Below are 25,738 nucleotides of genomic sequence, written 5' to 3' on the forward strand. Positions count from 1 at the left end.
CCGGGCGCGGGCACCTGTTGTCCGAGCGGATGAGCGCCGACGCCTTGGTGTCTCCGTGTCTTGGTGGTTCTTTTGCCCGGTCAGGGGGACGCGGCTCACTCCCGGTCGCCGCTGTGACCGGACCCGCCGGTGGCGCGGCTGGCGGCCTGGGCGAACTGCTGCCAGAAGAATTTCTGCAACTGCTCCAGGTTGCCGATCTGGTGCGGCAGCCAGGTCTTGAACAGCACCTCCGGATCGGTCGCCGCCAGATTGGCCTCCAGCCGTTCCTGAAGCTGGGCCATCAGCGCCGTCTGCATCGGCTGCACGTCGGGCAGGCCGAGGAAGGCGCGGGCCTCTTCCGGGGTGCAGTCCACGTCGATGTGCAGCTTCATGCCGGCGTCTCCCTGGCCCTCCCGGGGACGGTCCCGGGGACGGTCCCCGGTTGCAGGGCGGGGGGACCGTTCCAACCTTATCCCCAACCCTGAGCGATCGCATCCGGGGAGTCAAACGCCAACACCCCGGTCGACCGCCCGCCGCCGCGACGAGGACCGCCACCGATGACCCACAACCGCCTGGGGGCCGAGACCAGCCCCTATCTGCTGCAGCACAAGGACAACCCCGTGCACTGGTACGCCTGGGGGCCGGAGGCGTTCGCCGCCGCCCGGGCCTCGGACACGCCGGTGCTGCTGTCGATCGGCTATGCCGCCTGTCACTGGTGCCACGTGATGGCGCACGAGAGCTTCGAGGATCCCGCGATCGCCGCGCTGATGAACGAGCGGTTCGTCTGCATCAAGGTGGATCGGGAGGAGCGACCGGATGTGGATGCCCTGTACATGGCCGCGCTGGCCATGATGGGCGAGCAGGGCGGCTGGCCGCTGACCATGTTCCTCACGCCGGACGGCACGCCGTTCACCGGCGGCACCTACTTCCCGCCGCAGGCCCGGTACGGCCGCATGGGCTTTCCCGATGTGCTGCGGCGGGTGGCCGAGATCTACCACGCCGGCGACGGGCAGGTGGACCGCGCCGCCGCCAGCCTGCGCGAGGGCCTGGAGAGCCACGCCCGCGCCGGGGCGGCAACCCCGGGGACGCCGCTGCCGACGCTGGCCGACCTGGACGGCTGGGCGCGGCGGCTGGCCGGGCACGTGGACCCGGTCCACGGCGGGCTGCAGGGGGCGCCCAAGTTCCCCATGGCCTATGCCTTCGCCTTCCTGTGGCGGACCCACCGCCGCACCGGCGAGGCGGCGCCGGGCGATGCCGTCCGGCGCACCCTGGAGCGCATGAGCCAGGGCGGCATCTGGGATCACCTGGGCGGCGGGCTGGCGCGCTATGCGACGGACGAAACATGGCTGGTGCCGCACTTCGAGAAGATGCTGTACGACAACGCCCTGTTCCTCGACCTGCTGACCCGGGTGTGGACCGCCGACCGCACGCCTCTGTTCCGGGCGCGGGCCGAGGAAACGGTGGCCTGGCTGGAGCGCGAGATGCGGGCGGACAACGGCGGGTTCGCCGCCGCCCTGGATGCGGACAGCGAGGGCGAGGAGGGCCGCTTCTATGTCTGGACCGAAGCGGAGATCGACGCCGGTCTGGGCCAGGACCCGGAGACGGCCGCTCTGTTCAAGCGCGCCTATGACGTGACCCCCGAAGGCAACTGGGAGGGTCGGGTGATTCTCAACCGCTCGGGTCCCCAGCCCGGGCCGGCCCCGGAGGAGGACGGCGTGGCCCCGGACGCCGATCCCCTGGCCGCCCGATTGGCGGATGCCCGGGCGCGGCTGCTGGCGGTGCGGGACCAGCGGGTGCGGCCGGCCCGCGACGACAAGGTGCTGGCGGACTGGACCGGCCTGACCATCGCCGCCCTGGTGCGCGCCGGGCAGGCGTTCGACCGGCCGGACTGGGTGGCCCGGGCCGAGGAGGCCTTCCAGGGCGTGGTGGACACCATGACCTGGACCGACGGCGACGGGTGCCGGCGGCTGGGCCACGCCTGGCGGCTGGGGCGGCTGCAGCGGGCGGCCGTGCTGGACGACTACGCCCAGATGGCGCTGGCCGGTCTGGCCCTGTACGAGGCCACGGGGCAGGGGGCCACCCTCGATCACGCCCGGGCCTGGGTCGAGACCGCTGTGGCCCTGTACCACGACGATGCGGCCGGCGGCTTCTTCCTGACCGCCCACGATGCGGACGACCTGATCGTGCGCACCCGCAGCGCGGTGGACAACCCCACGCCATCGGGCAACGGGGCCATGGCGGTGGCGCTGGCGCGGCTGTTCCTGCTGACCGGCGAGACCCGCTATCGGGACCTGGCCGAAGGGACGGTGCGGGCCTTCGCCGGCACGCTGGCGCAGGTCTTCCCCCATTCGGCCACGCTGCTGGAGGCGCTGGACCTGCTGGAAGCCGGCACCCAGGTGGTGCTGGTCGGCCCGCCCGGGGATGCGGCCACCGATACGCTCGCCCGCGTGGTGGCGGAGACCCCGGCGGAAGGCGTCGTCGTGGCGCGGATCGATCCGGCGGCCGCGCTGCCCGCGGGGCACCCGGCCCACGGCAAGGGCATGGTGGCGGGCCGTCCGACCGCCTATGTCTGCCGGGGCCCGGTGTGCTCGGAGCCGGTGACCGACCCCGACGCGCTGGCCGCCCGGCTCGCGGCGTGATGAGGGATGATCCCGATCGGCCCTGACCCGGACCCGTGCGGGGCAGGGACTCCGCCGCGTCCCGGCACCCGGCAGATCGGGTCCCGACGTCCTCCAGATATGCTACCACAGAGGCGATCGGCCCAGGCCTGACGCGACCGGCCCGGGCGCACCCCGCACATGTTCGGAAGGGAGACCCCACACCATGTCCACCGTTCACGCCATCCGCTTTCACGAGACCGGCGGCCCCGAGGTCCTGCGCTGGGAGGCCGTCGAGGTCGGCGACCCCGGTCCCGGGCAGGTGCGGGTGCGCCACACGGCGGTCGGCCTGAACTTCCTGGACACCTATCACCGCAGCGGGCTCTATCCCATGCCGCTGCCGTCGGGCATCGGCATGGAGGGCGCCGGCGTCATCGAGGCGGTGGGCGAGGGGGTGACCGAGTTGGCGGTCGGGGACCGGGTGGCCTATGGCACCGGCCCCATCGGCTCGTACAGCGAGGCGCGGGTGATGGCGCCCGGGTCGCTGGTCAGGATTCCGGACGGCATCGACGACCCCACCGCCGCCGCCATGATGCTGCAGGGGTTGACGGTGCAGTACCTGATCCGCCGCCTGTTCCCGGTGGAACCGGGCATGACCGTGCTGTTCCATGCCGCCGCCGGCGGGGTGGGTCTGATCGCCTGCCAGTGGCTGAAGCATATCGGGGCCACGGTGATCGGCACCGTGGGCTCGCCGGAGAAAGCCGAGTTGGCCAAGGCCAACGGCTGCGATCATACCATCCTGTACCGGGACGAGGACTTCGTGGCCCGGGTGAAGGAGATCACCGGCGGGGCCGGCGTGCCGGTGGTCTATGACGGCGTCGGCAAGGATGTGTTCGAGGGGTCTCTGGACTGCCTCGCCCGGCGCGGCATGATGGTGACGTATGGAAACGCCTCCGGGCCGGTGCCGGCCATTTCGCCGCTCACGCTGAACGCCAAGGGCTCGTTGTTCCTGACCCGGCCGAAGCTGATGGACTACACCGCGACCCGGGCCGAACTGGTGGCCGCCGCCGAGGACCTGTTCGGGGTCGTGGCGTCCGGCGCGGTGCAGATCGCGGTCAACCAGACCTATCCGCTGAAGGAGGCGGCGCAGGCCCAGCGCGATCTGGAGGGGCGCAAGACGACCGGCTCGACGGTGCTGCTGCCGTAGTCGGCGGGCTCGGTCGCGGGCTTGCGGCCGGGGCATGTTTCACGTGAAACAAGGGGCGGGTGCCCCGTCGGTCCGCGGGCGCATGTTTCACGTGAAACAGGATGGGCCCGGGGTTATGACCCTGATCGGCGTTTCACGTGAAACATCTGCGGGGGGCGCTGCCTTGCCCCCACCCGGCGCGACTGCGCCGGCGCGGCGAAGCCGCGGAGCCGCGCGCCCCGCAGGGGCGCTGCGGCGAGAAAAAAAGACTCGCCGGTGCTGGCTCCTCTTCCACGCATGGACCGCGGCGCGTCACACGCGCCGCCGATGGATATGAACCGTGCGCGGCGCGCGTCCGCTTGACGGCGCGGTCCGGCGCCCCGATCTTCCCCGCACAGACCGTGCCTCCGCGCCCCATCCTTCGTCCGGACTGAACCGCGCCCCATGACCGCTCCGCCCCTTCCGCCCCACGACGATCCGCTGGCGGCCTTGTGCCTGTCCCCCGCCACCGCCGAACTCCACCCGACCGACGTGCTGGTGGTGGGCGGCGGCCATGCCGGCACCGAGGCCGCCGCCGCCGCCGCCCGCATGGGGGCGCGCACGGTTCTGGTCACGCACGACCGGGCCGCCATCGGCGTCATGTCCTGCAACCCGGCCATCGGCGGCCTGGGCAAGGGACACCTGGCGCGCGAGATCGACGCCCTGGACGGCCTGATGGCGCGGGCCATCGACCGCTCCGGCCTCCAGTTCCGCGTGCTCAATCGGTCCAAGGGCCCCGCCGTGCGCGGCCCGCGCGCCCAGGCCGACCGCCGCCTGTACCGCGCGGCCATCCAGACCCTGCTGGTCGAGACCCCGAACCTCGCCGTCGTCGAAGGCGCGGTCGAGGACCTGCTGACCGAACCCGGCCCCGACGGTCGCCACCGGGTTGCCGGCGTGGTGCTGGCCGACGGCCGCGTGCTGCGCGCGGGCGCGGTGGTGCTGACCACCGGCACCTTCCTGCGCGGCCTGATCCACCGGGGGGCCGAGACCGAGCCCGGCGGCCGCGTCGGCTGTCCGCCCGCCGTGGGCCTGTCGGCTGCCCTGTCCCGGCTGGGCCTGCCGCTCGGGCGGCTGAAGACCGGCACGCCACCCCGCCTGGACGGCCGCACCATCGATTGGGCGGTGCTGCAGGCGCAGCCCGGCGACACCCCGCCCGAGCCGTTCTCCACCCTGACGGACCGCATCACGGTCCCCCAGATCCCCTGCCACATCACCGCCACCACCCCGGCGACCCACGCCGTGATCCGCGACAACCTGGGCCGCTCGGCGTTGTATGGCGGCCGGATCGAGAGCGTCGGCCCGCGCTACTGTCCCAGCATCGAGGACAAGATCGTCCGCTTTGCCGACCGCGACCATCACCAGATCTTCCTGGAGCCCGAGGGCCTCGACGACCCGACCATCTATCCCAACGGCATCTCCACCAGCCTGCCGGCCGAGGTGCAGGCGGCCCTGGTGGCCACCATCCCCGGCCTGGAGCACGCCGCCATCCTCCAGCCCGGGTACGCCATCGAATACGACCACGTGGACCCCCGCGTGCTGCGCCCGACCCTGGAGGTCGCCACGGTGCCCGGCCTGTTCCTGGCCGGCCAGATCAACGGCACCACCGGCTACGAAGAGGCCGGTGCGCTCGGCCTGCAGGCCGGGGTCAATGCCGCGCTGGTGGCGGGGCAGGGGGGCGCCGATCCGGTCGCCGGGCGAGCTGACCGGCCCGCCTTCACCCTGGACCGGGCCGAGGGCTATCTGGGCGTCATGGTGGACGACCTGGTGATGCGCGGTGTGACCGAGCCCTACCGGATGTTCACCAGCCGGGCCGAGTACCGGCTGCGTCTGCGCGCCGACAACGCCGACCAGCGGCTGACGGATCGGGGCCTTGCCGTTGGCGTGGTGGGTCCGGTCCGCGCCACGGCCTGGACCGTGAAGCGCGACGGGCTGGCCGCCGCCGAGGCGTTGACCCGGTCCCTGTCCATGACCCCGGCCGACCTGGCCCGCGCCGGCTGGACGGTGAACCAGGACGGCCAGCGCCGCACCGCCTTCGACTTGCTGGCCCAGCCGGACGTGACCCTGGAGCGCCTGACCACGCTGTGGCCCGAGCTGGCCGGCATCGCGCCCGAGATCGCGGGCCATGTGGAGGTCGCCGCGCGCTATGATCGCTACCTGGCCCGCATGGACCGGGACATCGCCGCCTATCGCCGCGACGAGGATTTGCGCCTGCCCGAGGACCTGGACTTCGCCGCCATCGGCAGCCTGTCCAACGAGGTCCGCCAGGTGCTGACCCGCGCCCGCCCCGCGACCCTGGGCGCCGCCGCCCGCCTGCCGGGCATGACTCCGGCCGCGGTCACGGCCCTGCTGGCCTACACGCGCCGCCGCTCGGCCTGACGGCTCGGGCCGACTCGCGTCTGTCGCCGGGCCATGATGTCCGGGCGGATGTGAGCCGACGCCTTGGTGTCTCCGTGCCGTGGTGGTTCTTGTGCCGCCCGGGTGGCGGAATTCACCACAGAGCCACAGAGGACACGAAGCGGGCGTCACCCGCCGCCCCGTCGTGCGTCGCCGTGGCGGGGGTCCGTTGCCTCGCCGGACCCGGGCCACGATGTCCGGGCGGATGTGAGCCGACGCCTTGGTGTCTCCGTGTCTTGGTGGTTCTTGTTCCGCCCGGGTGGCGGCGTTCACCACCAAGACACCAAGGCACCAAGGGGCGTCCACCCGGCCGTCCCGCAATCCGCGCCACCGCAGGGGCAGACAGGCCGGGCCGTCTCGGGTATGACGGCCCCGCCTCCTTCCCCTGCGTCATCTGCCCGTCGAGGACCCGCGTTCCCATGGCTCCCTCCCGTTCCCGTCCGCCCTCCGGAGGGCCGCCCCCGGGCCGTCGTGCCGGCGACCGCCGTCCACCCCGTGATCCGCACACCCGCGCGGCCCGGGACGGGCGCGGTCCCGGCCCTGGTCGGCGGTCCCCGCCCGCGCTGGAGCTGCCGCCGGAGGCGGAACGGCGCGCCCGTCTGGCCGCCGCGCTCGATCTGGACCCCGCCGCCGTCGCCCACGACTCGCTGGCCCGTCTGACCACCCTGGTGGAGCTGCTGGCCACCTGGACCCAGCGGATCAACCTGATCGGTCCGGCCACGCTGCCGGACGCCTGGGACCGCCATATCGTCGAGTCGGCTGCGCTGCTCCCCCTGATCCCCGCCGACGCGCGCCGACTCGCCGACCTGGGATCGGGGGCCGGCTTTCCCGGGCTGGTGCTCGCCATTCTGGGCGCGCCCGACGTCCACCTGGTCGAATCGGACCAGCGCAAGGCCGCCTTTCTGCGCGAGGCCGCCCGGGTGACCGAAACGCCGGTGACGGTCCATGCCCACCGGATCGAGGCCCTGGACCCGCTCGCCGCCCACGTGGTGACGGCAAGAGCCCTGGCCCCGCTCACGGATCTGCTGCCGATGGTGACCCGTCACCTCGCGCCGGAGGGCACCGCGCTGCTGCCCAAGGGCCGCACCGCCGACGACGAATTGACCGCCTGCGCCGATCGGTGGATCATGCGCGTCACACGTCGCCCGGCCCCCGACGTTTCCGCCCGCGCCTCCTCATCTCAGGCCCCCGCCGTCGCAGGGGGGGCGGGTGATGGCGGCGGGCCCGGGACCATCCTCATCCTTCGGGAGATCCGCCGTGTCGCCACCGACACCTGACGCCCGGCCGCACATCCTGGCCATCGCCAACCAGAAGGGCGGTGTGGGCAAGACCACCACCGCCATCAATCTGGCGACCGCCCTGGCCGCCACGCGCAAGCGCGTGCTGGTCATCGACCTGGACCCCCAGGGCAACGCCTCGACCGGATTCGGCATCCCGCGCGAGGCGCGGCGCCAGGACACCTACCGCCTGCTGTCCGGGGACCTGACCCTGGAGCGCGCGGGCCTTGCGACCGAGGTTCCGGGCCTGACGGTCATTCCCGCCGGCCCGGATCTGGCGGGCGCGGAGGTGGAGCTGGTGCAGGCCGACCGGCGCGAACACCGGCTGGCCGACGCGCTCACGCGCGGCCTGCCCGAAGCGGGGGTGGACTACATCCTGATCGACTGCCCGCCGGCCCTCGGGCTGCTCACCATCAACGGGCTGGTGGCGGCCCACGCGGTGCTGATTCCGCTGCAGTGCGAGTTCTTTGCCCTGGAGGGCATCAGCCAGTTGACCCGGACCATCGAACGGGTGAAGGGCCGCTTCAACCCGGCCCTGACCCTCCAGGGCATCGTGCTGACCATGTTCGACAAGCGCAACAACCTGTCGGAGACCGTGGCGGAGGATGTGCGCGGCTACTTCGGCGACAAGGTCTACCGCACGGTGATCCCCCGCAACGTGCGCGTCTCGGAAGCCCCGTCGCACGGCAAGCCGGTGCTGCTGTACGATACCGGATGCGCCGGGTCCAAGGCCTACATCCAACTGGCGGGCGAGTTGCTCCGCCAGCACAAGACACTGGCGGCATAGGCCCATGGCGAAACGACAGACCCTGGGGCGCGGCCTGTCCGCGCTGTTCGGAGAGGACATGCCGGCCGAAACCCCGGAGACCAGCGACAGCGGCGCGGCGGACCCCGGCACGGCCAGCGGCGGGGCGGGGCGCGGCGTGCGTCTGATCCCCGTGGACCGGCTGGCGCCCAGCCCGTACCAGCCCCGGCGCACCTTCGACGAGGCGGGCCTGGACGAACTGGCTGAAAGCCTGCGCGTGCGCGGCGTGCTTCAGCCGCTGCTGGCGCGCCCGGATCCGAACAGCCCCGGGGCGTTCGAGATCGTCGCCGGCGAGCGCCGCTGGCGCGCCGCCCAGCGCGCCGGCCTGCACGAGGTGCCGGTGCTGCTGCGGGACCTGGACGACCGCGAGACCCTGGAGGTCGCGCTCGTCGAGAACCTGCAGCGCGCCGACCTGAACCCCATCGAGGAGGCCGAGGGCTATCGCCGCCTGGTGGACGAGTTCGACCACTCCCAGGAGGATCTGGCCGAGGTGGTCGGCAAGAGCCGCAGCCATGTGGCCAACGCCATGCGCCTGTTGCAACTGCCGGTGGGCGTCCGCGACATGGTGTCGGAGGGCGCGCTCAGCGCCGGTCACGCCCGCGCCCTGCTGACCCTGGAGAACCCGACGATCTTCGCCGAGGAGGTGGTGCGCAAGGGCCTGAACGTGCGCCAGACCGAAGCGCTGGCCCGGCAGGCGGCCAATCGCCCCGCCCAGGCGCGGCCCCGCCGGTCGCGGGAGGGCGCGGCCGTGGACAAGGACGCCGATACCCTGGCCCTGGAACGCGACCTGGGCGCGCAGCTCGGCATGACCGTGTCCATCGACCAGAAGAGCAGCGGCGGCGGCACCGTGACCGTGACGTGGCAGAGCCTCGCCCAGCTTGACGAGATCCTGGCCCGCCTGTCCTCCGGCACGCCCGCCAACGGCCCGGACGACGGCCCCGCAGACGGCCACGATTGGTGAGATGGATCGGCCATGAACCGGACAGGTCCGGTTCATGGCCTCCGCCGCTTCGCGGCGGCCGTTGCGCGCCCCTCGCGCGGTCAGCCGCCCGCCATGGCCATCTTCTCGCGCCGGCGCTGCACCGACGAGGGGATGCGCAGCGACTCCCGGTACTTCGCCACCGTGCGCCGCGCGATGTCCACGCCCTCGCCCTTAAGGATGGTCACGATCCGGTCGTCCGACAGCACCTTGGCCGGCGGCTCGGCGTCGATCAGCGCCTTGATGCGGGCCCGCACCGCCTCGGCCGAGTGCGCCTCGCCGCCCGCGCTGCTGTTGATGGCCTGGGTGAAGAAGTACTTCAGCTCGATCAGGCCGCGCGGCGTGGCGATGTACTTGTTGCTGGTCACCCGGCTGACGGTGCTTTCGTGCATGCCGATCACGCTGGCCACGTCGCGCAGGATGAGCGGGCGCAGGTGCTGGATGCCGTGCGCCAGGAAAGCGTCCTGCTGGCGCACGATCTCGCCCGCGACCTTGATGATGGTGGTGGCGCGCTGGTCCAGCGCCTTGACCAGCCAGTTGGCGGTCTGGAGGCTCTCGCCCAGGAACGCCTGCACCGCCTTGTCGCCCTTGGCCGCCGGCTTGACGCGGGCCAGGTAGCGGCGGTTGACCAGCACGCGGGGCAGGGTGTCGGCGTTCAGTTCGATCACCCAGCCGCCCTCGGGGTTCGGGCGCATGACCACGTCCGGCACCACGGTCTGGATCGGCTCGCCCTCGAAGCGCAGGGCGGGCTTGGGATCGAGCGCGCGGACCTCGGCGATCATCTCGCGCAGGTCCTCGGCATCGACGCCGCAGACCCGCATGAGCGCCGCCATGTCGCGCCGGGCCAGCAGGTCCAGGTTGTCCAGCAGCGCGACCATGGCCGGGTCGAGCCGGTTGCGATCGGCGAGTTGCAGCGCGAGGCATTCCTTCAGCGAGCGCGCGAACAGCCCCGGCGGGTCGCAGCGCTGCAATCGGGCCAGCACCCCCGCCACCTGATCCTCGGGCGCGCCCAGGGTGGCCGCCACCTCCGCCACCGAGGCCGTCAGATAGCCGCAGGCGTCCAGCAGGCCCAGCAGATGGGTGGCGATCAGCCGGTCGGCCGGGTCGTCGAGGTCGAGCGCGATCTGCTCGCTCAGGTGCTCGCGCAGCGACTCCGGCCGGCTGAGGGTCTCTTCCAGGCCGCGCTCGTCGTCCATGAAGTCGCGCGAGCCGCCGCCGCCCCCGCCCCAGGCGCCCAGCGACAGGCCCAGGGCATCGAGCCCGCCTTCGGCGTCGCCGTTGACCGGGCCGGCCATGTCGCCCGCGCCGGCCTCGTCGCGGTCGGTGTTGTAGTCCTGGTCGAGGGGGGAGGGGCCGTCCGCGCCCTCGCCGCCGCCGCGGTCCACGATGACGGCGGACTCGGCGTCCGGGCGCACCTCGGCGCGTTCGGGCGGCGTATCGAACGCGGCCCGCTCGTCCCGCTCCAGCAGCGGGTTGCGCTCCAGTTCCTGCTCGACGTAGGCGGTCAGATCCAGGTTCGACATCTGCAGCAGCTTGATGGCCTGCTGCAGTTGCGGGGTCATGACCAGGCTTTGCGCCTGCCGCAGGTCGAGCCGGGGTGACAGTCCCATGGGCGCCCAGTCCCTCATTGTATCCTGATCGGCGATGCCCCGGACGGGTCCGGCTCATCGCCTCCGCCGCCCCGTCCCGCGCGGGCCTACAGGCTGAAGCGTTCGCCCAGGTAGACCCGGCGCACGCCCTCGTGAGCGACGATCTCCGACGGCGCCCCCTCCATCATCACGCGCCCTTCGTGGAGTATGTAGGCCCGGTCCACGATGTCCAGGGTTTCCCGGACGTTGTGGTCGGTGATGAGCACGCCGAGGCCCTGGTCCTTCAGGTGGCCGACCAGCTCGCGGATGTCGTTGACGGCGATGGGGTCGATACCGGCCAGCGGTTCGTCGAGCAGGATGAACGACGGCCGCGTCGCCAGGGCGCGGGCGATCTCCACCCGGCGGCGTTCGCCGCCCGACAGCGACAGCGACGGCGAATGGCGCAGATGGGAAATGGAGAACTCCGACAGCAGGTTGGTCAGCGCGTCCTCGCGCGCGTTGCGGTCCCGTTCCACCACCTCCAGCACGGCGCGCAGGTTCTCCTCCACGTTCAGACCCCGGAAGATCGAGGCCTCCTGCGGCAGGTAGCCGACCCCCAGGCGGGCGCGGCGGTACATGGGCAGGGCGGTGACGTCCTGGCCGTCCAGCTCGATGACGCCGGCGTCGGGCATCACCAATCCGGTCATGCAATAAAAGCAGGTGGTCTTGCCGGCGCCGTTGGGGCCCAGCAGGCCGACGGCCTCGCCCCGCCGCACGGACAGGCTGACCCCGGACAGGATGGCGCGGCGCCGATAGCGCTTGCCCAGTCCCCGGGCCGACAGGATGCCCCTGGCGTGCGGGATCCCGGACTCCGCCTGGTCTTCTTCCAGCCAGCGTTCGGAGCGGTTCAAACCTTCCTCCTTTCGGCCCCGTCGGCGCGGTGCGGTCACTCGGCCGACCCCGGGCCAATGGCCCCGGTGGGTCCGGCGGTCCCGGGATCGGGCGCCGGGGCGGGACGCTGCGGCGCGATCAGCGCCCGGGCCCGGCCGTCGCCGTCGGCGCCGTCGCCCGAATGCAGGGTGCTCACGCCGGTGTTCATGTCCACGACGGCCCGTTGGCCGGCCAACTGATCGGTTTCGGTGGTGATGGTCACATCCCCGACCACCGTGGCCATGCCCGACGCCACGTCATAGACGGCGCGGGCCCCGCGAACAACCTCCTCGGTCGTGCGGATCACCACGTTATCGAACGCCTCCAGCCGTTCCAGGCCGCCGGTGTCGGGCGCGCCGGCCGGAGTCTCCCCCTCGGTCCCGTCGGATGCGGCGGGGGGTGGAGCCGACGCGGCCCCGTCACCCGCATCGTCGCCCCCGCCTTCGCTCTCGGTCTCGGCTTCGGCGAACAGCCCGGTCAACACCTCGGCCTCGACGATGTCGCCGTTGACGCGCACCGCCTTGGCGTCGCCGCGCGCCACGGCCAGGCGGTCGTTGGACCAGTACTCCAGGCTGTCGCGGGCGGTCACGGTCTCTTCGGGGGTCACCATGCTCAGGGGCTCGCCGCGCACCACCAGGATGCCGGTATCCACATTGTATACGGCGGTCTGTCCCGTGACGGTGCGTTCGGGGCTTTCGATGCGGGCGTTGCCGCGCGCTTCCATCCGGTAGATCTCGTTGGTGCCTTCCGCCGATTCGCGGTAGTGCGCCACCAGCACGTCGCCGTAAACGCGGCTGTCGCCCTGGATGGCCACGGCGTTGCCGCGCGCGATGTAGACCTGTTCGTCGCGGCGCCATTCGATGCCGTCGTCCGCCAGCACCTCGATGGGCGGATCGTCCTCGCCGGCGCCGTCGGCGCCGATGGCGGCCTGTTGAGCCCAGGCGGGCGGGGCCATGGTTGCCACTCCGGACAGCCCGGGCAGCGCCATCAGGCCCGCCGCCAGCAGAATGAACACCCGCCTCATGGCGCGATCCCTCCGCCCGCATCGTCCATCAGCAGGCGGGCCTTGCCGGTGAAGGTGACCACGGCGCCGCCGTCCTGCATGTCGAAGCCCTCGGACCGGATGGTGCGGCCCGGCCCCTGGCCGCGCACCGGCCGCGAGCCGCGGGCGCTGCTGGTGCGGAGGTCGATGAACGCCCCCTCGGTATGGAACTCGAACCCGTCGTCCCGGTACAGCATGACGTCTCCGCTCAGATCCAGCGTGCGCTCGATCTTGGAATACAGCCCCGTGTTGCCCTCCAGCGAGACCCAGCGGCCGCTGTGCAGCGAGATGTCGCCCACGGGCTCGACCAGATCGACCCAGTCCGGATGCCCTTCCAGTTCCTCGGCGGTCTCGGCGATCAGGGTATAGGGCTGGTCCTGTTCATCCAAGCCGTGATAGCGCGGGCCCTCCAGAACGCGGGGGTTGGCGTCGCGCGGGTCCATGTCGGGCAAGCCCAGGTCGAGCTGCTCGGTGCGCTCCCGGATCTGCGGCCAGGCCAGCACGATGCCGAGCATCACGACCGCCACGCTGGGCAGCAGCAGCTTCATCATCACCACGAATCGGGAATAGTGCCGGGCGCGGCGCATGGCCGGACCGGGCCGGCGCGCGGGCGCCGACAGCGCGGCCCCCGCCGCGGCCAGCGGCGGTTTCCGCGCCGGCCCACCGTCGTGGTCGGCGCCGAGGCTGCCAGAGTCATCCCGGGTCATGGTCGCCTGCCCTGTGTGCGCGCACGCGGCTCCGGCACCCCCCCGGCCGGGGTGGACCGGGGCCCGTGCGCAATCCCCACCCGAGGAAAATGGTCTAGTCCACGCCGGCCCGCAACAGGTCATGCATGTGGATGAAGCCGACCGGGCGGCCCTCGTCCAGCACGAACAGGTTGGTGATGGGGCGCGCCTCGCCGTTCATCACATGCAGCGCCTCGGCGGCCAGCAGCGTCGGCGGCACGGTCCGGGGGTTGCGGGTCATGATGTCCTTCGCCGGGCGCTGCACCAGATCGGCGGACATGTTCCGGCGCAGGTCGCCGTCCGTGACGATACCCAACAGCGGGCCGGGCGGGCCGTCCGGGCTCAGGCTCTCGACGATGCCGACGCAGCCGAAGCCCTTGCGGGACATCTCGATCAGGGTGCGGGACATGGGGGTGTCGGGCGTGACCAGCGGCAGCGCCTCGCCCTTGTGCATGACCTCCTCGACGCGCAGCAGCGCCTTGCCCAGGCGGCCGCCCGGGTGGAACACCTGGAAGTCGCGGGCGCTGAAGCCGCGCGCCTCCAGCAGGGCCACGGCGAGCGCATCGCCCAGCGCCATCATCAGCGTGGTGGAGGTGGTGGGCGCAAGGCCCAGCGGGCAGGCCTCCGGGTGCGGGGGCAGCACCAGCGAGACGTCGCCGGCCTGCGCTAGGGCGCCGTCGGACCGGCGGGTCATGCCGATCAGGGGAATGCCGAAGCGGCGGGTATAGGCAATGATGTCCGACAGTTCCGGCGTGTTGCCGGAGTTGGACAGGGCGAGCACCACATCGTCGCGGCCGATCATGCCCAGGTCGCCGTGACTGGCCTCGGCCGGGTGGACGAACTGGGCCAGGGTCCCGGTCGAGGCCATGGTGGCCGCGATCTTGCGCGCCACATGGCCGCTCTTGCCCATGCCGGTGACCGTCACCCGCCCCCGGCAGGCGGCCAGGGCGGCCACGGCCGCGTCGAACGGCTGGCCCAGGGAGTCCGCCAGATCGCCCAGCGCGTCCCGTTCGGCCAGCAGCACCCGGCGCGCGCTGGCGCGGGCCGGGGTCAGCGTCTCGGGGGACACGGCGGCGTCTCCGTCGGCGGGAGGGGCGGAAGACCGGGAGGCGGGGGACGTCATCGAGGCCCTTTCCTCGGGAGCGGAACGGAGATGGGGGAAGGGCGCGGGCCGGCGCCGCCGGGATCAGTGCGCGAACACATCCTCGTCCGCCCAGCCGGCCACGTCCAGACGGGCGCGCTGCGGCAGGAAGTCGAAGCAGGCCCGGGCCAGATCGGTCCGGCCCTCGCGCGCCAGCAGGGCGTCCATGTGGTCGCGCAGGCGGTGCAGGTAAAGAACGTCGCTGGCGGCGTACTGCTGCTGCTCCGGCGAGAGGGTCGGGGCGCCCCAGTCCGAGGTCTGCATCTGCTTGGAGATCTCGACCCCCAACAGTTCCTTGCACAGGGCGCGCAGGCCGTGGGCGTCGGTGTTGGTGCGGCTGAGCTTGGACGCGATCTTGGTGCAGTAGATCGGGGCCGTCAGCACGCCGAAGCGGGCCAGCAGCATGGCCACGTCGAAGCGGGCGAAGTGGAAGATCTTGACCACCGACGGGTCGGCCATCAGGGCGCACAGGTTGGGGGCCGGCCCCTCGGGCGCCACGCGCACCAGATGACAGGTGCCGTCGCCGGCGGACAGTTGCACCAGACACAGGCGGTCGCGGTGCAGCTTCAGCCCCATGGTCTCGGTATCGACGGCCACGCTGCCGGAAAAGGCGACGTCGGCGGGCAGATCGTGCTCGTGAAGAAGGATGGCGCCCATGACCTCGCTCGTGGCCTCGCTCAAGGTGGTGGCTCCGCCCGGCCCGCCTTCGGATCCCGAGCCGGATCGTCGGCCCCAAACCAAAACAGGCCCGGCACATGCAGCGCCAGGCCCGGGATCGGATGGGGACGGATCGAACGCACCCGGCGACCCGGGGGGCGGCCCTGGCCCGGACCCGCGCCCCGTTCGGTCGGGAAGGTCCGTCCGGCCGGGGCGGGCCGCGCCCGCGATGATGGTGCCCAGGAGAAGACTCGAACTTCCACGGCCTTTCGGCCACAGGTACCTGAAACCTGCGCGTCTACCAATTCCGCCACCTGGGCAATGGGGCAACGGGGCGTTGGAGGCCGGGTTTCTAGCGGTCGGCCCACCCCGTGTCAACGGGAAAATTTCAGGGGCATTGCGGCGACGCCGGGCGGCGGAGGCCCGGCGCGCCACGCGGCCCGTCAGGCCGTGCCGGCGGGGCCCTGGTCGCCGGCCTGCTGCTGTTGCTGCTGCTTCTGCATGGCTTCCACGCGGCGGCGGAACAGCGCCACGAAGTCGATCGGCTGCAGCACCACCGGCGGGAAGCCGCCGTCGCGCGTCATGTCCGAGAGGATGCTGCGCGCGAACGGGAACATGTGGCGCGGCACCTCGATGAACAGCAGCGGGTTCAGGTGATCCGGCTGCTGGGCGTTGATGGTCACGGCGCTGCCGTATTCCAGCTCGGCGATGAAGGCGGTCTTCTCGCCCACCTTGCCCTCGGCATTGAGCTTCAGGCGCACTTCGTAGAGCTTGCGGGCCTCGTCCAGGGTGGTGGCCTGGACATCCACGCTGACGTTGATTTCCGGCGACGAGCGCATCTCGGCGAAGATGCCGGGGGCGTTCGGGGCCTCGAAGGACAGGTCGCGGACATACTGGGCATTGATGACCAGGGGCGGCGCTTCCTGGCCGGCGCCCGGCTGAGCCTGGGGCTGCGGATCGCTCATCGTTCACTCACTCCCGCGTGATCGTGACTGGGAAGGGGCAGAATTCGGGTCGGCGACGGACTCCAACGGGCCTCGATCGAGGCCGTCGGACCGAGACGATGCGGCGCGGCGTCCGCGCCCGGCGGCGGCCGCGCAACGCCAGGTGACCTAGCATGATGCCCCGCGGCGGGCAACCGAGCCGCCCCGCGGGCGGGCGCGAAGAGGTCACGGGTCCCTGACGGTGCCTTCCGCGCCGTCAGGGCACGCCTCTCGAGATCCCTCGTCTCGCTTCGCTCACTCGGGATGACAAACTAAAATTACAGGATGTCATCCTGAAGGCGCGACGCGCCTGAAGGATCTCGCGCACGAGCCCCAGACCCGCAGCAAAGACAGGCTGGCGCGATCCCGTTCACCTGAGCCTGTTGCTCGGCTCCACGTGCGGGGCCGACCGGGATCAGTCGTCCCGGTGCGGCGGATCGAAGGACGCGCCGCCGTCATCGCCGCCCCCCGCGCCGCCAAGGCCGCCCCAGCGGGTGGGGCGCGGCGGTCCGGGCTCGCCCAGGTCGGGCCGGCTGTCGTCGCGGTCGCCGATGTCCTCGTAGTCGCCGTCGATCACCGGACCCCGGCCGCCCGGGCGGGGACCCTGCCCCGGCCTGCCGCCGCCCATGCCGCCACCCATGTGCATGCCCGCGCCGTGGACGTGCAGGCGGCCGCTCTGCTTCAGTCTGGTCAGCAGCCAGCTCCGCACCGGCGGCAGCAGCAACAGGAAGCCCAGGGTGTCGGTGACGAAGCCCGGGGTCAGCAGCAGCGCGCCGCCCACCAGCAGGCAGGCGCCGTCGAACACCTCGCGCACCGGCATTTCGCCCCGGTCCAGGCTGGTGCGCGCCCGGTTCAGGGTCGCGACGCCCTGGGCGCGCAGCAGCAGGGTGCCGATGATCGCCGTCAGGATCACCAGGGCCAGCGTCCAGCCCAGGCCGACGAGGCCCCCGACCTGGATGAACACCGCGATTTCGAGCAGCGGGACGCCGATGAAGGCCAGAAGCAGCAGAAAGGGCATGGATCTCTCGACTCTCTCGGACGGACGGAGGCCGACACGGTCGCCGACCGGACCGGGCGTGGCAAGGGAATCCTTGACACCCACCCCGATTTCGCCTTGCTCCGATCCCCGGCACTTCTTATGTACCGCCTGTCGGATCGGCGCTCTGGTTCCGATGCGCGCAGATCGCGGGTTGATCCGGGTCCGCCGGTCCCGCACACTGGCGGATCAGGCGGAGCGGACCGACCGGGCCACCGTCCGGACCGACAGACATCACGGACCCTTTTCGACCGCCACGTTGGCGAGCACATCACGTCCCGGGCGTGGGCGACCGCGTCCCCGGGATCCACTCGGCGAGTTTCGATCGGCCATGGGCGACAGCTTCCCCTTCCTCGACATCATCTTCTTCGCCATGATCGCGGCGTTCCTGGTGCTGCGTCTGCGCAGCGTTCTGGGCAAGCGCACGGGCAACGAGAAGCCGCGCCGTACGCCCTTCGACGCGCAGGCGAACCAGCGCGAGGCGCGGGACGACAACGTCATCGACCTGCCCGGCCGTCGCGACGGTCAGGCGGACGAGGCCGGCGACGACTCGGCCACGCCCATCCCGCGGGGCGCCGGCTTTGATCGGTCCGCCATGCCGGGCCTTGAGGCCATCCGCGGCGTGGATCGCGACTTCGACCCCGAGGCCTTCCTGGGCGGCGCCCGCTCGGCCTTCGAAATGATCGTGGAGGCCTTCGCCCGGGGCGAAAAGGACACCCTGCGTCCGCTGCTGGCGGATGCCGTCTACGACGGCTTCGCCAGCGCCATCGACGAGCGGGAGTCCGCCGGCGAGTCCATGGAGACCGAACTGCTCGGCTTCAAGAAGATCGCCATCGTCGAGGCCGGGGTGGAAGACCGCACGGCCGCCGTGACCGTCCGCTTCGAGACCGATCAGGTCAACGTGGTGCGCGACGGCGACGGCAAGGTGGTGGACGGCGATCCGGACCACATCGCCCGGGTCACCGACATCTGGACCTTCGCCCGCGATACCGGGTCCCGCGATCCCAACTGGGCGCTGGTGGCCACCCGCACCCCAGACGACGACGACTGAGCCGCGGGCGATGGACTGGCGCAGGGTTCTCGCCCCCGGTGCCCGCGTCCGCGATGCCCTGCGCCGCTCCGCCGGGGCCGGCGCGCACCTGAAGGCCCTCAAGGCCAGCGTTGTCGGCGGCCTCGCCCAGGCCCGGCAGGCCGCGCCCGGTGTCGTAACAGGCGTTGTGACCGGCGCCAGGGCGCGATTGTCCCGGCCGGCGTCCCTGCGACCCTCCCGCCTTGATCCCGACCGACTGAAGAGCCTCTCTCCCGGCGCGCTGTCCCGTCCCATCGGGCGAACCGCGCGGCGGCTGTCGCGCAAGACCCGCGTGCGGTCGGAACGCCTGCTGCGCGCCTGGGAACGCAGACCGGCCGGGCTGCGTCGGCGCGTCTCGGTCGGTGTCGGTGTGACCGTGGCGGTCGGCCTGGGCGCCGTCGCGCTGTCCTGCGTGCCGCGCGTGCCGCCGCCGCCCGAGCCCCGCTATACCCCCATCAGCCTGCAGGCCCTGCCCGGCTGGCATACCGACGCCGTGGCCGAGGCGCGGCCGGCCCTGGAGCGGTCCTGTGACAAGCTGACCCAGCTTCCGGCCGACCGGCCGATGGCGATCCAGGGTCATCCGGCGCTGGTCGCCGTCACCCGCCGCGTGGGCGACTGGCAGGCGGCCTGCAACGCGCTGGCCACGGTGCCCCGGGGGGAGCCCAAGGCGTTCCGGGACTACCTGCTCCGCACCTTCGAGGCCCACGCCGTGGTCAGCACGGACCGCGACGCGGACGGCCTGTTCACCGGCTATTACGAAGCCCACATCGAGGCCGCGCGCAGCCGGGGCGGGGCCTATCAAATTCCGGTGCACGGCCCGCCCACGGACCTGGTGATGGAGTCCGGCCAGGGCCGCATGCGGGTGGACGGACACCTGGCGCCCTACCACGACCGCGCGGCCATCGAGGACGGCGCCATCGCCCGCGTCGCCCCCGTGCTGTTCTGGGCCAAGGACCCGGTGGACCTGCACATTCTGCATATTCAGGGGTCGGGGCAGGTGACCCTGCCCGACGGCACCCGCACCCGCATCGGCTATGCCGCCAACAACGGCCAGACGTTCGTGGGCATCGGGCGGCTGGTGCGCGAACGCGGGCTGGCCGACGGGTCCTCGATGCCGGCGATCCGGGCGTGGCTGCGCGAGAACCCGGCGCAGGGTCAGGCCCTGATGCGCGAGAACCCGCGCTACATCTTTTTCCGCGAGATCGCCGGGGACGGCCCCATCGGCGCGCTGGGGGTGCCGCTCACGCCGCTGCGCAGTCTGGCGGTGGACCCCCGGTTCGTGCCGCTGGGCGGGCTGGTGTGGCTGGAGACCACCGACCCGGACGGCCTGCCGCTGCGCCGGCTGATGGCCGCCCAGGACGTGGGTTCGGCCATCAAGGGCATCAACCGGGGCGATGTGTTCTGGGGCAGCGGCGAGGCCGCGTTCGAGAAGGCCGGCCGCATGGCCAGCCCGGGCCGCACCTACCTGCTGGTGCCCCGCGCCGAAACGGCTCCCGATCCGCTGATGATGTGAGGGGCGCCGGGTCTCAGGATCAGGCCGTCGGGCGGCTTCGCGCCACAGGCGCACGCCGCCGCGACACCCCAGCATCCGGCGGATTGCCCCGTGTCGCGGGGCGACTCCACCCTACGGGCTTCAAAGGCCGGGCAGTATTATCCCGGCCGATGATGAGGATGACTCCTTCGACACAGGGTCGCTGCGACGACCTGTCAGAATCAGTCTTTGTTTTTGTCGCCGCAGCGCCTCTTTGGGGCGCGCGGCTCCGCCACTTCGCGGCGCCGGCCCAGTCGGGCCGGCCGGCCGACGAAAAGGATGAACCTTTCCGTCGGCCGGTATTACGGGCCCTCCCGCACGAACGCGTCCAGGTTGGACAGGATGGTCTGCATCGCCGGATCATTGCAGTCGAAGGTCCGCACGAGCGCCAGAGCATCCATGCCGCCGGCCTCCCGCAGGGTTTCGACGGTCGCTTCACCCTCCACGATGGGAGCCATGATGCCTCTGGGATCTCCGGAGGCGACTCCAGGGTCCTGCATGATGCCCTCAAGGACGCTCATCATGCCGCCCAGGCCGGCCATGGGATCGGTGGTGGTCAACGCCCGTCTTTCCAGGGCGGGGATGATGCCCGCCCGCATGCTTCCGGGGCACCCCATGCCGTGGTAGGGGTTTCTCATCTGCTCCACAAAGGTTGTGAAGTAGTGGATCAGGGTCAGCGGCGCGCCATGCTCCTCCATCATCAGGCCGGAGCGGGCCGACCAGAACGCATCCTTGTCGCCCTGATGCAGCGCCCTGATGAGGTCGGGCCGGTTGAAGCGGTCATAGTCCAGGGCGGTCGCCGCTTGCGAGGCCTCCAGGATCTCGGTGGACGGCGCGAACCCGGCCGCGGCCGCCTGCTGATGGAGGCCCTGGGCCAGTTCCGGGTCCGGTTCGAGGCCGCCGGCCCCCTGCGCGACCAGTTCCGCGAGATAGCCCTTGGCGGCGGCGTGGTCCTGGTCAGCCGCCTCGATCAGGGGGGCGACGGCGTCCTGGGTATAACCGCCGAGCAGCAGCACGCGCCCCAACTGGAACAGCAGGCGCGGCGCCTGTTCACCCCCGGCGACGGCCTCGTAGCAGGCATCGTAGGCGGCCTGGACGTCCACCGACTCCGCCGGGACGCCCGGTCCGGCCCGTTGTGGGTCATCGGGATCGCCGGCCAGCGCGTCGCAGTCGTCGGCCCGCGCCCGCGCCGTTTCAGCATCAATGGCGCCACCCGTCATCAGGCCGCCCACATAGGCCTGCCAGTCGGCGACCGTGATGGGCGGCTGGCTGTTGGCGTCGCCCAGCGCCTGACCGACCAGCATGGTCTGGTTGGGCAGGGCCTCCACCATGTCCAGGGTGACGTGGATGAAGGCGCCGGAGCCCTCCAGGATCTTCATGCGGGTGCGGCCGTCGTCCAGGGACTCGACCGACGTGACCTCGTGGCCGTTGGCGGCCAGGTCGCACACGAAGCGGTCCAGACGCTCCGACCCGTCCGGGCCGAGGATGGGGAGCCCGCCCTGCGCGGGAGTCACGCCGGCGCGCTCCAGCGCCGAGCGACAGGCCTGCTCCGGGTTGCCGTCGGCTTGCACCTTCCACAGCAGGGACGGCGCGCCGGACAGGGCGGGGCCGGGCAGAGTCCGGGACGCGGGGCCGCTTGCCGCGATGCCGCTGGCGGTCAGCGCCAGGGTCCCGGTCAGAACAGAAGCGAAAAGCAACGCGCGGGTCATGGGTCTGTGTCTCCGTCTGTGGGTCGCCGGATGGCGCTAGTTCGCGCCGGAGCTGCGGTTGAAGATGTCCCTGAGTCTCTCGTGAGGCGGCCGGTTGCCTGGACCTCCAGGCCTGAGGCCCTGCGCCGCCGGCTTGAAGTGAGATCCCAACACCCCATGCGGCGGATTGACGATGCTGAGATTCTTGATGGGGCGCGGCTCGCTGGCCGCCGGCCGGCCGGGCCCCGTGCGCCCGGGGGGCATGGCGGCCCGCCGCAGGGCATCCATGCGCTGCTGGAACGCCGTCCGGTCCGCGCTTCGAGCGATCACGCCCCGTGGCCGGAGCTGGGGGACGGGCCGGGGCTGCGTCCACCATCGCAGGGCCTGACCGCGCGTGGTTCCGGGGCCGCCCCATCGCGGCGGTTGCGGCCGGGTCACGCCCGGGCGAGTGATTGGCGGACGGGTCTGCACGCGGGGCAGGGTGGCCGGCGGGCGGTTGGGCGGGCGCATGGGTGCGGCTTGCCGGTTGAACTGGCTGCTCAACTGGCCCGGACGCGGCGGCGGCGGGCGGGACTGCGCCAGGGCCGGCGATGGCCCGGCGACCAGGCCCAGGATCGCTGACGACGCGGGGTGCGGGGCGTCCGGGTCGGTCATCGGGGCCACCCCGCCGCCGAGGAACACCCAAAGCGCGACGACGGCAGCAAGAGCCGGAGGGAGGGCGGTGCGGGCCCGGACACGTCCAAACGCGGCGGCAACGGCGTCAAGCCCAGAGGGTCGTGCATGCTCCATGAGACACGGGCTCCCGGTGACTGCGAGTAGAGGTACAATAACGCCTCTATAGCAATTCAAGGACGAGTTCTCAATGCGTCTGGTCGTGGGGCGTGTGGCCGTGGGATGGTCCGTGGAGGGCGCGCGCCTTACCGTCCGGGCCGGCCGGCCCGTCGCGCTTCAGTGAAGGACCGTAGAGCGGGTTCGCCCCGCCCGTACCCCGCATGGAGACGCGGCGGGGGCAGCCCGCCGGGAGCGGGACCGCATCCGGCGGATGGCCCCGCGGCGCGGAGCGACTCCGCCCTACGGCCTGACGATACGAAGGGTTGGAGTGAAGCGGCGGCGCCTCAGGACAGCCAGCCCTGGATCACCGGGATCAGCGCAATCCCGGCCACCAGAAGCGTCACGAAGGCCAGCGAGACCCCCATGAACGTCGTCGTCATGGTCCAGGTGGACGGCATCCGGGCAAGCTGGCCCTGAATGTCGGCCTGCGAGACCTCGACGGATTTCAGGTTCCCGGCCATGGCCTTCATGTCGGTCCGGAAGGCTTCGGTCTGGGCCGCCATGTCGGTCCGAAAATCGCTGGCCAGGGCGCGCATGTCGGCGCGCAACCCTTCGGATGCTGCGCTCTGTTCTGTCCGCAGGTCGGCGATCATCGCCCGCATGTCGGCGCGCAACTCGGACTGCTGGTCAGCCATCAATTCAACCTTGACCGTGATCGCATCGACTTTGCTCTCGATGCGGCCGGTCCGCTCTTCCAGGATCTGAACGCGCTGTTCCAGCATGGGCGGCTCACCTCCGCCCCCATCATCCGATGGCGGCCCACCGCCGGCAAGGCCGGATACACGGCCGCCTTCGACAACATCCCGGAGCCAAAGAGGGGAGGTTTCAGGCATCTTGCTCTCTCTTCACCCAATCCCAAATCCGGTCCAGCGCATAAGTATCCATTTTTCCGCAATTCGCGCAGAGGACCGCAAGCAGTCTAATTCTGTAGCGGGATCTTCCGTTCCCAGTGCCAATTGAAGAATATTGGCGGTCCCCGACGGGAAGAAACGTTCGAACGATATGGACTTGGTCAGGTGTGCTTTCAGGTGGGCTCAAGTCGAGCCTCGTTTGGAACGAGTCTTCTTCGAGAAGAATTGGCTCCTCCGCTGTCCGGCACGACGGACACACCTCCCGCTTCGCCACCTCTTTCAGGAAGCGCTGGACATCGTCGGCGGTCACATCGGGGTCAGACATGGGTTTGTTCGCATATGGCAGCATGAACGCGGATTCAACATATCATATGTAGCCGGTAATATTCTGCGCAACACATTGTAAGCGAACCTGCTGCCCCCCATTGACCCCACCGCCACATCACGCTTCAGTGGGCCCCGTTCCGCGCGCGCACAGGACAGGACCCGCCCCGATGACGCACCAGGCCGCCCTCAGCTACCCCGACGCCCAGATCCGCGCCATCCTGGCCGACGTGAAGACCATCGCCATGGTGGGCACCTCGGCCAACTACAACCGGCCCAGCTACTTCGTCATGAAGTACCTGCAGGAGAAGGGCTACCGGGTCATCCCGGTGAACCCGACCCAGGCCGGCAACACCATCCTGGGCGAGACGGTCCACGCCAGCCTCGCCGACGTGCCGGAGCCGTTCGACATGGTGGACGTGTTCCGCGCCGCCGACGCGGTGCCGGACCTCGTCGAGGAGACCCTGGCCGTCGCCGCCGACAAGGGCGTGCGCGTGATCTGGATGCAGCTCGGCATCCGCCATGACGCGGCGGCCGAGCGGGCCGAAGCCGCCGGGCTGACCGTCATCATGGACCGCTGCCCCAAGATCGAATACGGCCGCCTGGGGGGCGAGCTGGGCTGGTACGGGGTGAACTCGGGCGTCATCTCGTCGCGGGCCAAGCGCGCCCCCGGCCAGGGCGCGGGCGCCGCCGGCAAGACGGACTACGGCTTCGCCACCCGCTCGGTGCACGCGGGGGCGAGCCCCGACCCCACCACGGGGGCGCGCAGCACGCCCATCTTCCAGACCACCTCGTATGTCTTCGACGACGTGGACCAGGCCGCCGCGCGCTTCAACCTGCACAACTTCGGCCATGTCTACGCGCGGCTGTCCAACCCCACGGTCTCGGTGCTGGAAGAGCGCATCGCCAACCTGGAGGGCGGGCGCGCGGCCTGCTGCGCGGCCTCGGGCCACGCGGCGCAGTTCCTGACCTTCTTCACCCTGCTGGAGCCCGGCGACGAGTTCATCGCGGCCCGGAACCTCTACGGCGGGTCGATCACCCAGTTCGGGCTGTCGTTCAAGAAGCTGGGCTGGACCTGCCACTTCGTCGATCCGACCGACCCGGAGAATTTCCGCCGCGCCCTGACGGAGACCTGCAAGGCCATCTTCATCGAGGTCCTGGCCAACCCCGGGGGCATCGTCGTGGACCTGGAGGCGGTCGCGGCCATCGCGCAGGAGGCCGGGATCCCGCTGATCGTGGACAACACCATGGCCACGCCCTATCTGTGCCGGCCGCTGGAGTGGGGCGCCGACATCGTCACGCACTCGACGACCAAGTTCCTCTCCGGGCACGGCAACGCCCTGGGCGGGGCGATCGTGGAATCGGGCCGGTTCGACTGGGCCAAGTCCGACAAGTTCCCCTCGCTGGCGAAGCCGGAGCCGGCCTATCACGGCCTGACCTTCTACGAGACGTTCGGGGACTTCGCCTTTACCACCAAGGCCCGCGCGGTCGCTCTGCGCGACTTCGGCCCGACCCTGAGCCCGCAGAACGCCTATCTGACCATCATGGGCATTGAAACGCTGCCCCTTCGCATGCGCCAGCACGTGGCCAACGCGAAGACCGTGGCGGAATACCTCGCCGGGCACCCCAAGGTCGCCTGGGTCTCCCACGCCGGGCTGCCCACCTCGCCGTTCAAGGCGCTGGCCGAGAAGTACCTGCCCGGCGGCCCGGGCGCGGTGTTCACGTTCGGCGTCAAGGGCGGCTTCGAGTCGGGGATCCGGGTGGTCGAAAGCGTGAACGTGTTCAGCCATCTGGCGAACATCGGCGACACGCGGAGCCTGATCCTGCACCCGGCCTCCACCACCCACCGCCAGCTCACCGAGGAGCAGCGCGCGGCCGCCGGCGCCGGCGATGATGTCATCCGGCTGTCCATCGGCATCGAGGACGCCGCCGACCTGATCGCCGACCTGGACCGGGCGCTCGAGTCGGCCTGACGCGCCGGTTCGGGCGACGGCCGGAGTCCCGGACCCGCGCGGGTCCGGGAGGGGAGTCGTGCATTCTCTTCAAACATGCTCTAAAATTGGAGCGAGTGTGTCGGACGCGGAAGGTCGCGGCGTCGGTGGGGGG

General features: G+C 71.5%; 20 protein-coding genes and 1 tRNA gene. 9 read left to right on the forward strand and 12 right to left on the reverse strand.

Annotated elements, in window-relative coordinates:
- Positions 1-95 precede the first annotated feature (95 nt).
- Complete coding sequence (locus tag GHC57_RS13180; protein ID WP_153344987.1) at positions 96-371, reverse strand: DUF6489 family protein; 276 nt, start codon at positions 369-371, stop codon at positions 96-98.
- 165 nt (positions 372-536) lie between these two features.
- Here GHC57_RS13180 and GHC57_RS13185 point away from each other — a divergent pair, with 165 nt between their 5' ends.
- The 6 genes from GHC57_RS13185 (at position 537) to GHC57_RS13210 (ending at position 9,238) form a co-directional block, all read left to right on the forward strand.
- Entirely contained in the window at positions 537-2,618 is a 2,082-nt protein-coding gene (locus tag GHC57_RS13185) for a thioredoxin domain-containing protein (RefSeq protein WP_153344989.1), read from the forward strand.
- A 184-nt stretch (positions 2,619-2,802) separates the two neighbouring features.
- Entirely contained in the window at positions 2,803-3,783 is a 981-nt protein-coding gene (locus tag GHC57_RS13190; protein WP_153344991.1) for a quinone oxidoreductase family protein, read from the forward strand.
- 423 nt (positions 3,784-4,206) lie between these two features.
- Positions 4,207-6,177: a tRNA uridine-5-carboxymethylaminomethyl(34) synthesis enzyme MnmG gene (gene mnmG / locus GHC57_RS13195; protein WP_153344993.1), complete on the forward strand. Its 1,971-nt coding sequence runs from the start codon at positions 4,207-4,209 to the stop codon at positions 6,175-6,177.
- Positions 6,178-6,614: 437 nt separating this feature from the next.
- On the forward strand, positions 6,615-7,472 hold the full coding sequence (gene rsmG / locus GHC57_RS13200) for a 16S rRNA (guanine(527)-N(7))-methyltransferase RsmG (RefSeq protein WP_343031172.1): 858 nt from the start codon (positions 6,615-6,617) through the stop codon (positions 7,470-7,472).
- Positions 7,408-8,259 carry a ParA family protein gene (locus tag GHC57_RS13205; protein WP_153344995.1) on the forward strand — a complete coding sequence of 284 codons (852 nt, stop codon included), beginning with the start codon at positions 7,408-7,410 and terminating at the stop codon, positions 8,257-8,259. Before rsmG ends, GHC57_RS13205 begins: the two co-directional genes overlap by 65 nt.
- 4 nt (positions 8,260-8,263) lie before the next feature.
- A complete protein-coding gene (locus GHC57_RS13210; RefSeq protein ID WP_153344997.1) occupies positions 8,264-9,238 on the forward strand; it encodes a ParB/RepB/Spo0J family partition protein in 975 nt (324 codons plus the stop codon).
- A gap of 80 nt (positions 9,239-9,318) precedes the next feature.
- On the opposite strand, the gene rpoN is transcribed toward GHC57_RS13210, so the two are convergent.
- The 9 genes from rpoN to GHC57_RS13255 form a co-directional block, all read right to left on the reverse strand.
- Positions 9,319-10,866: an RNA polymerase factor sigma-54 gene (gene rpoN / locus GHC57_RS13215; RefSeq protein ID WP_153344999.1), complete on the reverse strand. Its 1,548-nt coding sequence runs from the start codon at positions 10,864-10,866 to the stop codon at positions 9,319-9,321.
- Between the two features lie 86 nt (positions 10,867-10,952).
- Positions 10,953-11,687: an LPS export ABC transporter ATP-binding protein gene (lptB, locus tag GHC57_RS13220; RefSeq protein WP_343031175.1), complete on the reverse strand. Its 735-nt coding sequence runs from the start codon at positions 11,685-11,687 to the stop codon at positions 10,953-10,955.
- 83 nt (positions 11,688-11,770) lie between these two features.
- Positions 11,771-12,778, reverse strand: a complete 1,008-nt coding sequence (locus GHC57_RS13225; protein WP_153345003.1) for an LptA/OstA family protein — start codon at positions 12,776-12,778, stop codon at positions 11,771-11,773.
- Positions 12,775-13,503: an LPS export ABC transporter periplasmic protein LptC gene (gene lptC, locus GHC57_RS13230; RefSeq protein ID WP_170294874.1), complete on the reverse strand. Its 729-nt coding sequence runs from the start codon at positions 13,501-13,503 to the stop codon at positions 12,775-12,777. The genes GHC57_RS13225 and lptC overlap by 4 nt, the downstream gene beginning before the upstream one ends.
- Positions 13,504-13,597: 94 nt before the next feature.
- Positions 13,598-14,590, reverse strand: a complete 993-nt coding sequence (locus tag GHC57_RS13235; protein WP_343031174.1) for a KpsF/GutQ family sugar-phosphate isomerase — start codon at positions 14,588-14,590, stop codon at positions 13,598-13,600.
- 117 nt (positions 14,591-14,707) lie between these two features.
- Positions 14,708-15,319, reverse strand: a complete 612-nt coding sequence (locus GHC57_RS13240; protein ID WP_153345045.1) for a ribonuclease D — start codon at positions 15,317-15,319, stop codon at positions 14,708-14,710.
- Between the two features lie 233 nt (positions 15,320-15,552).
- Positions 15,553-15,639, reverse strand: a tRNA-Leu gene (locus GHC57_RS13245).
- A gap of 123 nt (positions 15,640-15,762) precedes the next feature.
- Complete coding sequence (gene secB, locus GHC57_RS13250; protein WP_153345008.1) at positions 15,763-16,284, reverse strand: protein-export chaperone SecB; 522 nt, start codon at positions 16,282-16,284, stop codon at positions 15,763-15,765.
- A 433-nt stretch (positions 16,285-16,717) separates the two neighbouring features.
- A complete protein-coding gene (locus tag GHC57_RS13255; RefSeq protein WP_153345010.1) occupies positions 16,718-17,320 on the reverse strand; it encodes an FxsA family protein in 603 nt (200 codons plus the stop codon).
- Positions 17,321-17,669: 349 nt separating this feature from the next.
- On the opposite strand from GHC57_RS13255, the gene GHC57_RS13260 reads away from it, so the two are divergent.
- Together GHC57_RS13260 and mltA are read left to right on the forward strand one after the other, a co-directional pair.
- Positions 17,670-18,389, forward strand: coding sequence for a Tim44/TimA family putative adaptor protein (locus tag GHC57_RS13260; protein WP_153345012.1), 720 nt, complete (start codon positions 17,670-17,672; stop codon positions 18,387-18,389).
- 10 nt (positions 18,390-18,399) lie between these two features.
- Positions 18,400-19,920 (forward strand): murein transglycosylase A, encoded by a 1,521-nt coding sequence (mltA, locus tag GHC57_RS13265; protein WP_153345015.1) that lies wholly within the window; start codon positions 18,400-18,402, stop codon positions 19,918-19,920.
- A 320-nt stretch (positions 19,921-20,240) separates the two neighbouring features.
- Here the strand turns inward: mltA and GHC57_RS13270 are convergent, their stop codons facing one another.
- Positions 20,241-21,647 carry an SEL1-like repeat protein gene (locus tag GHC57_RS13270; protein WP_153345017.1) on the reverse strand — a complete coding sequence of 469 codons (1,407 nt, stop codon included), beginning with the start codon at positions 21,645-21,647 and terminating at the stop codon, positions 20,241-20,243.
- Positions 21,648-22,741: 1,094 nt separating this feature from the next.
- A complete protein-coding gene (locus GHC57_RS13275) occupies positions 22,742-23,179 on the reverse strand; it encodes a hypothetical protein (protein WP_153345019.1) in 438 nt (145 codons plus the stop codon).
- Between the two features lie 623 nt (positions 23,180-23,802).
- On the opposite strand from GHC57_RS13275, the gene GHC57_RS13280 reads away from it, so the two are divergent.
- Positions 23,803-25,605, forward strand: coding sequence for an O-acetylhomoserine aminocarboxypropyltransferase (locus GHC57_RS13280; protein ID WP_153345021.1), 1,803 nt, complete (start codon positions 23,803-23,805; stop codon positions 25,603-25,605).
- Positions 25,606-25,738 lie beyond the last annotated feature (133 nt).

The sequence above is a fragment of the Roseospira navarrensis genome, assembly GCF_009601025.1.
Classification (GTDB): domain Bacteria; phylum Pseudomonadota; class Alphaproteobacteria; order Rhodospirillales; family Rhodospirillaceae; genus Rhodospira; species Rhodospira navarrensis.

Bases quoted from the DNA above. Each gene is read 5' to 3' on its own strand.
- GHC57_RS13180 (WP_153344987.1), bottom strand. From the start codon at position 371: ATGAAGCTGCACATCGACGTGGACTGCACCCCGGAAGAGGCCCGCGCC.
- GHC57_RS13185 (WP_153344989.1), top strand. From the start codon at position 537: ATGACCCACAACCGCCTGGGGGCCGAGACCAGCCCCTATCTGCTGCAG.
- GHC57_RS13190 (WP_153344991.1), top strand. From the start codon at position 2,803: ATGTCCACCGTTCACGCCATCCGCTTTCACGAGACCGGCGGCCCCGAG.
- mnmG (WP_153344993.1), top strand. From the start codon at position 4,207: ATGACCGCTCCGCCCCTTCCGCCCCACGACGATCCGCTGGCGGCCTTG.
- rsmG (WP_343031172.1), top strand. From the start codon at position 6,615: ATGGCTCCCTCCCGTTCCCGTCCGCCCTCCGGAGGGCCGCCCCCGGGC.
- GHC57_RS13205 (WP_153344995.1), top strand. From the start codon at position 7,408: ATGGCGGCGGGCCCGGGACCATCCTCATCCTTCGGGAGATCCGCCGTG.
- GHC57_RS13210 (WP_153344997.1), top strand. From the start codon at position 8,264: ATGGCGAAACGACAGACCCTGGGGCGCGGCCTGTCCGCGCTGTTCGGA.
- rpoN (WP_153344999.1), bottom strand. From the start codon at position 10,866: ATGGGACTGTCACCCCGGCTCGACCTGCGGCAGGCGCAAAGCCTGGTC.
- GHC57_RS13225 (WP_153345003.1), bottom strand. From the start codon at position 12,778: ATGAGGCGGGTGTTCATTCTGCTGGCGGCGGGCCTGATGGCGCTGCCC.
- lptC (WP_170294874.1), bottom strand. From the start codon at position 13,503: ATGACCCGGGATGACTCTGGCAGCCTCGGCGCCGACCACGACGGTGGG.
- GHC57_RS13240 (WP_153345045.1), bottom strand. From the start codon at position 15,319: ATGGGCGCCATCCTTCTTCACGAGCACGATCTGCCCGCCGACGTCGCC.
- secB (WP_153345008.1), bottom strand. From the start codon at position 16,284: ATGAGCGATCCGCAGCCCCAGGCTCAGCCGGGCGCCGGCCAGGAAGCG.
- GHC57_RS13255 (WP_153345010.1), bottom strand. From the start codon at position 17,320: ATGCCCTTTCTGCTGCTTCTGGCCTTCATCGGCGTCCCGCTGCTCGAA.
- GHC57_RS13260 (WP_153345012.1), top strand. From the start codon at position 17,670: ATGGGCGACAGCTTCCCCTTCCTCGACATCATCTTCTTCGCCATGATC.
- mltA (WP_153345015.1), top strand. From the start codon at position 18,400: ATGGACTGGCGCAGGGTTCTCGCCCCCGGTGCCCGCGTCCGCGATGCC.
- GHC57_RS13270 (WP_153345017.1), bottom strand. From the start codon at position 21,647: ATGACCCGCGCGTTGCTTTTCGCTTCTGTTCTGACCGGGACCCTGGCG.
- GHC57_RS13275 (WP_153345019.1), bottom strand. From the start codon at position 23,179: ATGCTGGAACAGCGCGTTCAGATCCTGGAAGAGCGGACCGGCCGCATC.
- GHC57_RS13280 (WP_153345021.1), top strand. From the start codon at position 23,803: ATGACGCACCAGGCCGCCCTCAGCTACCCCGACGCCCAGATCCGCGCC.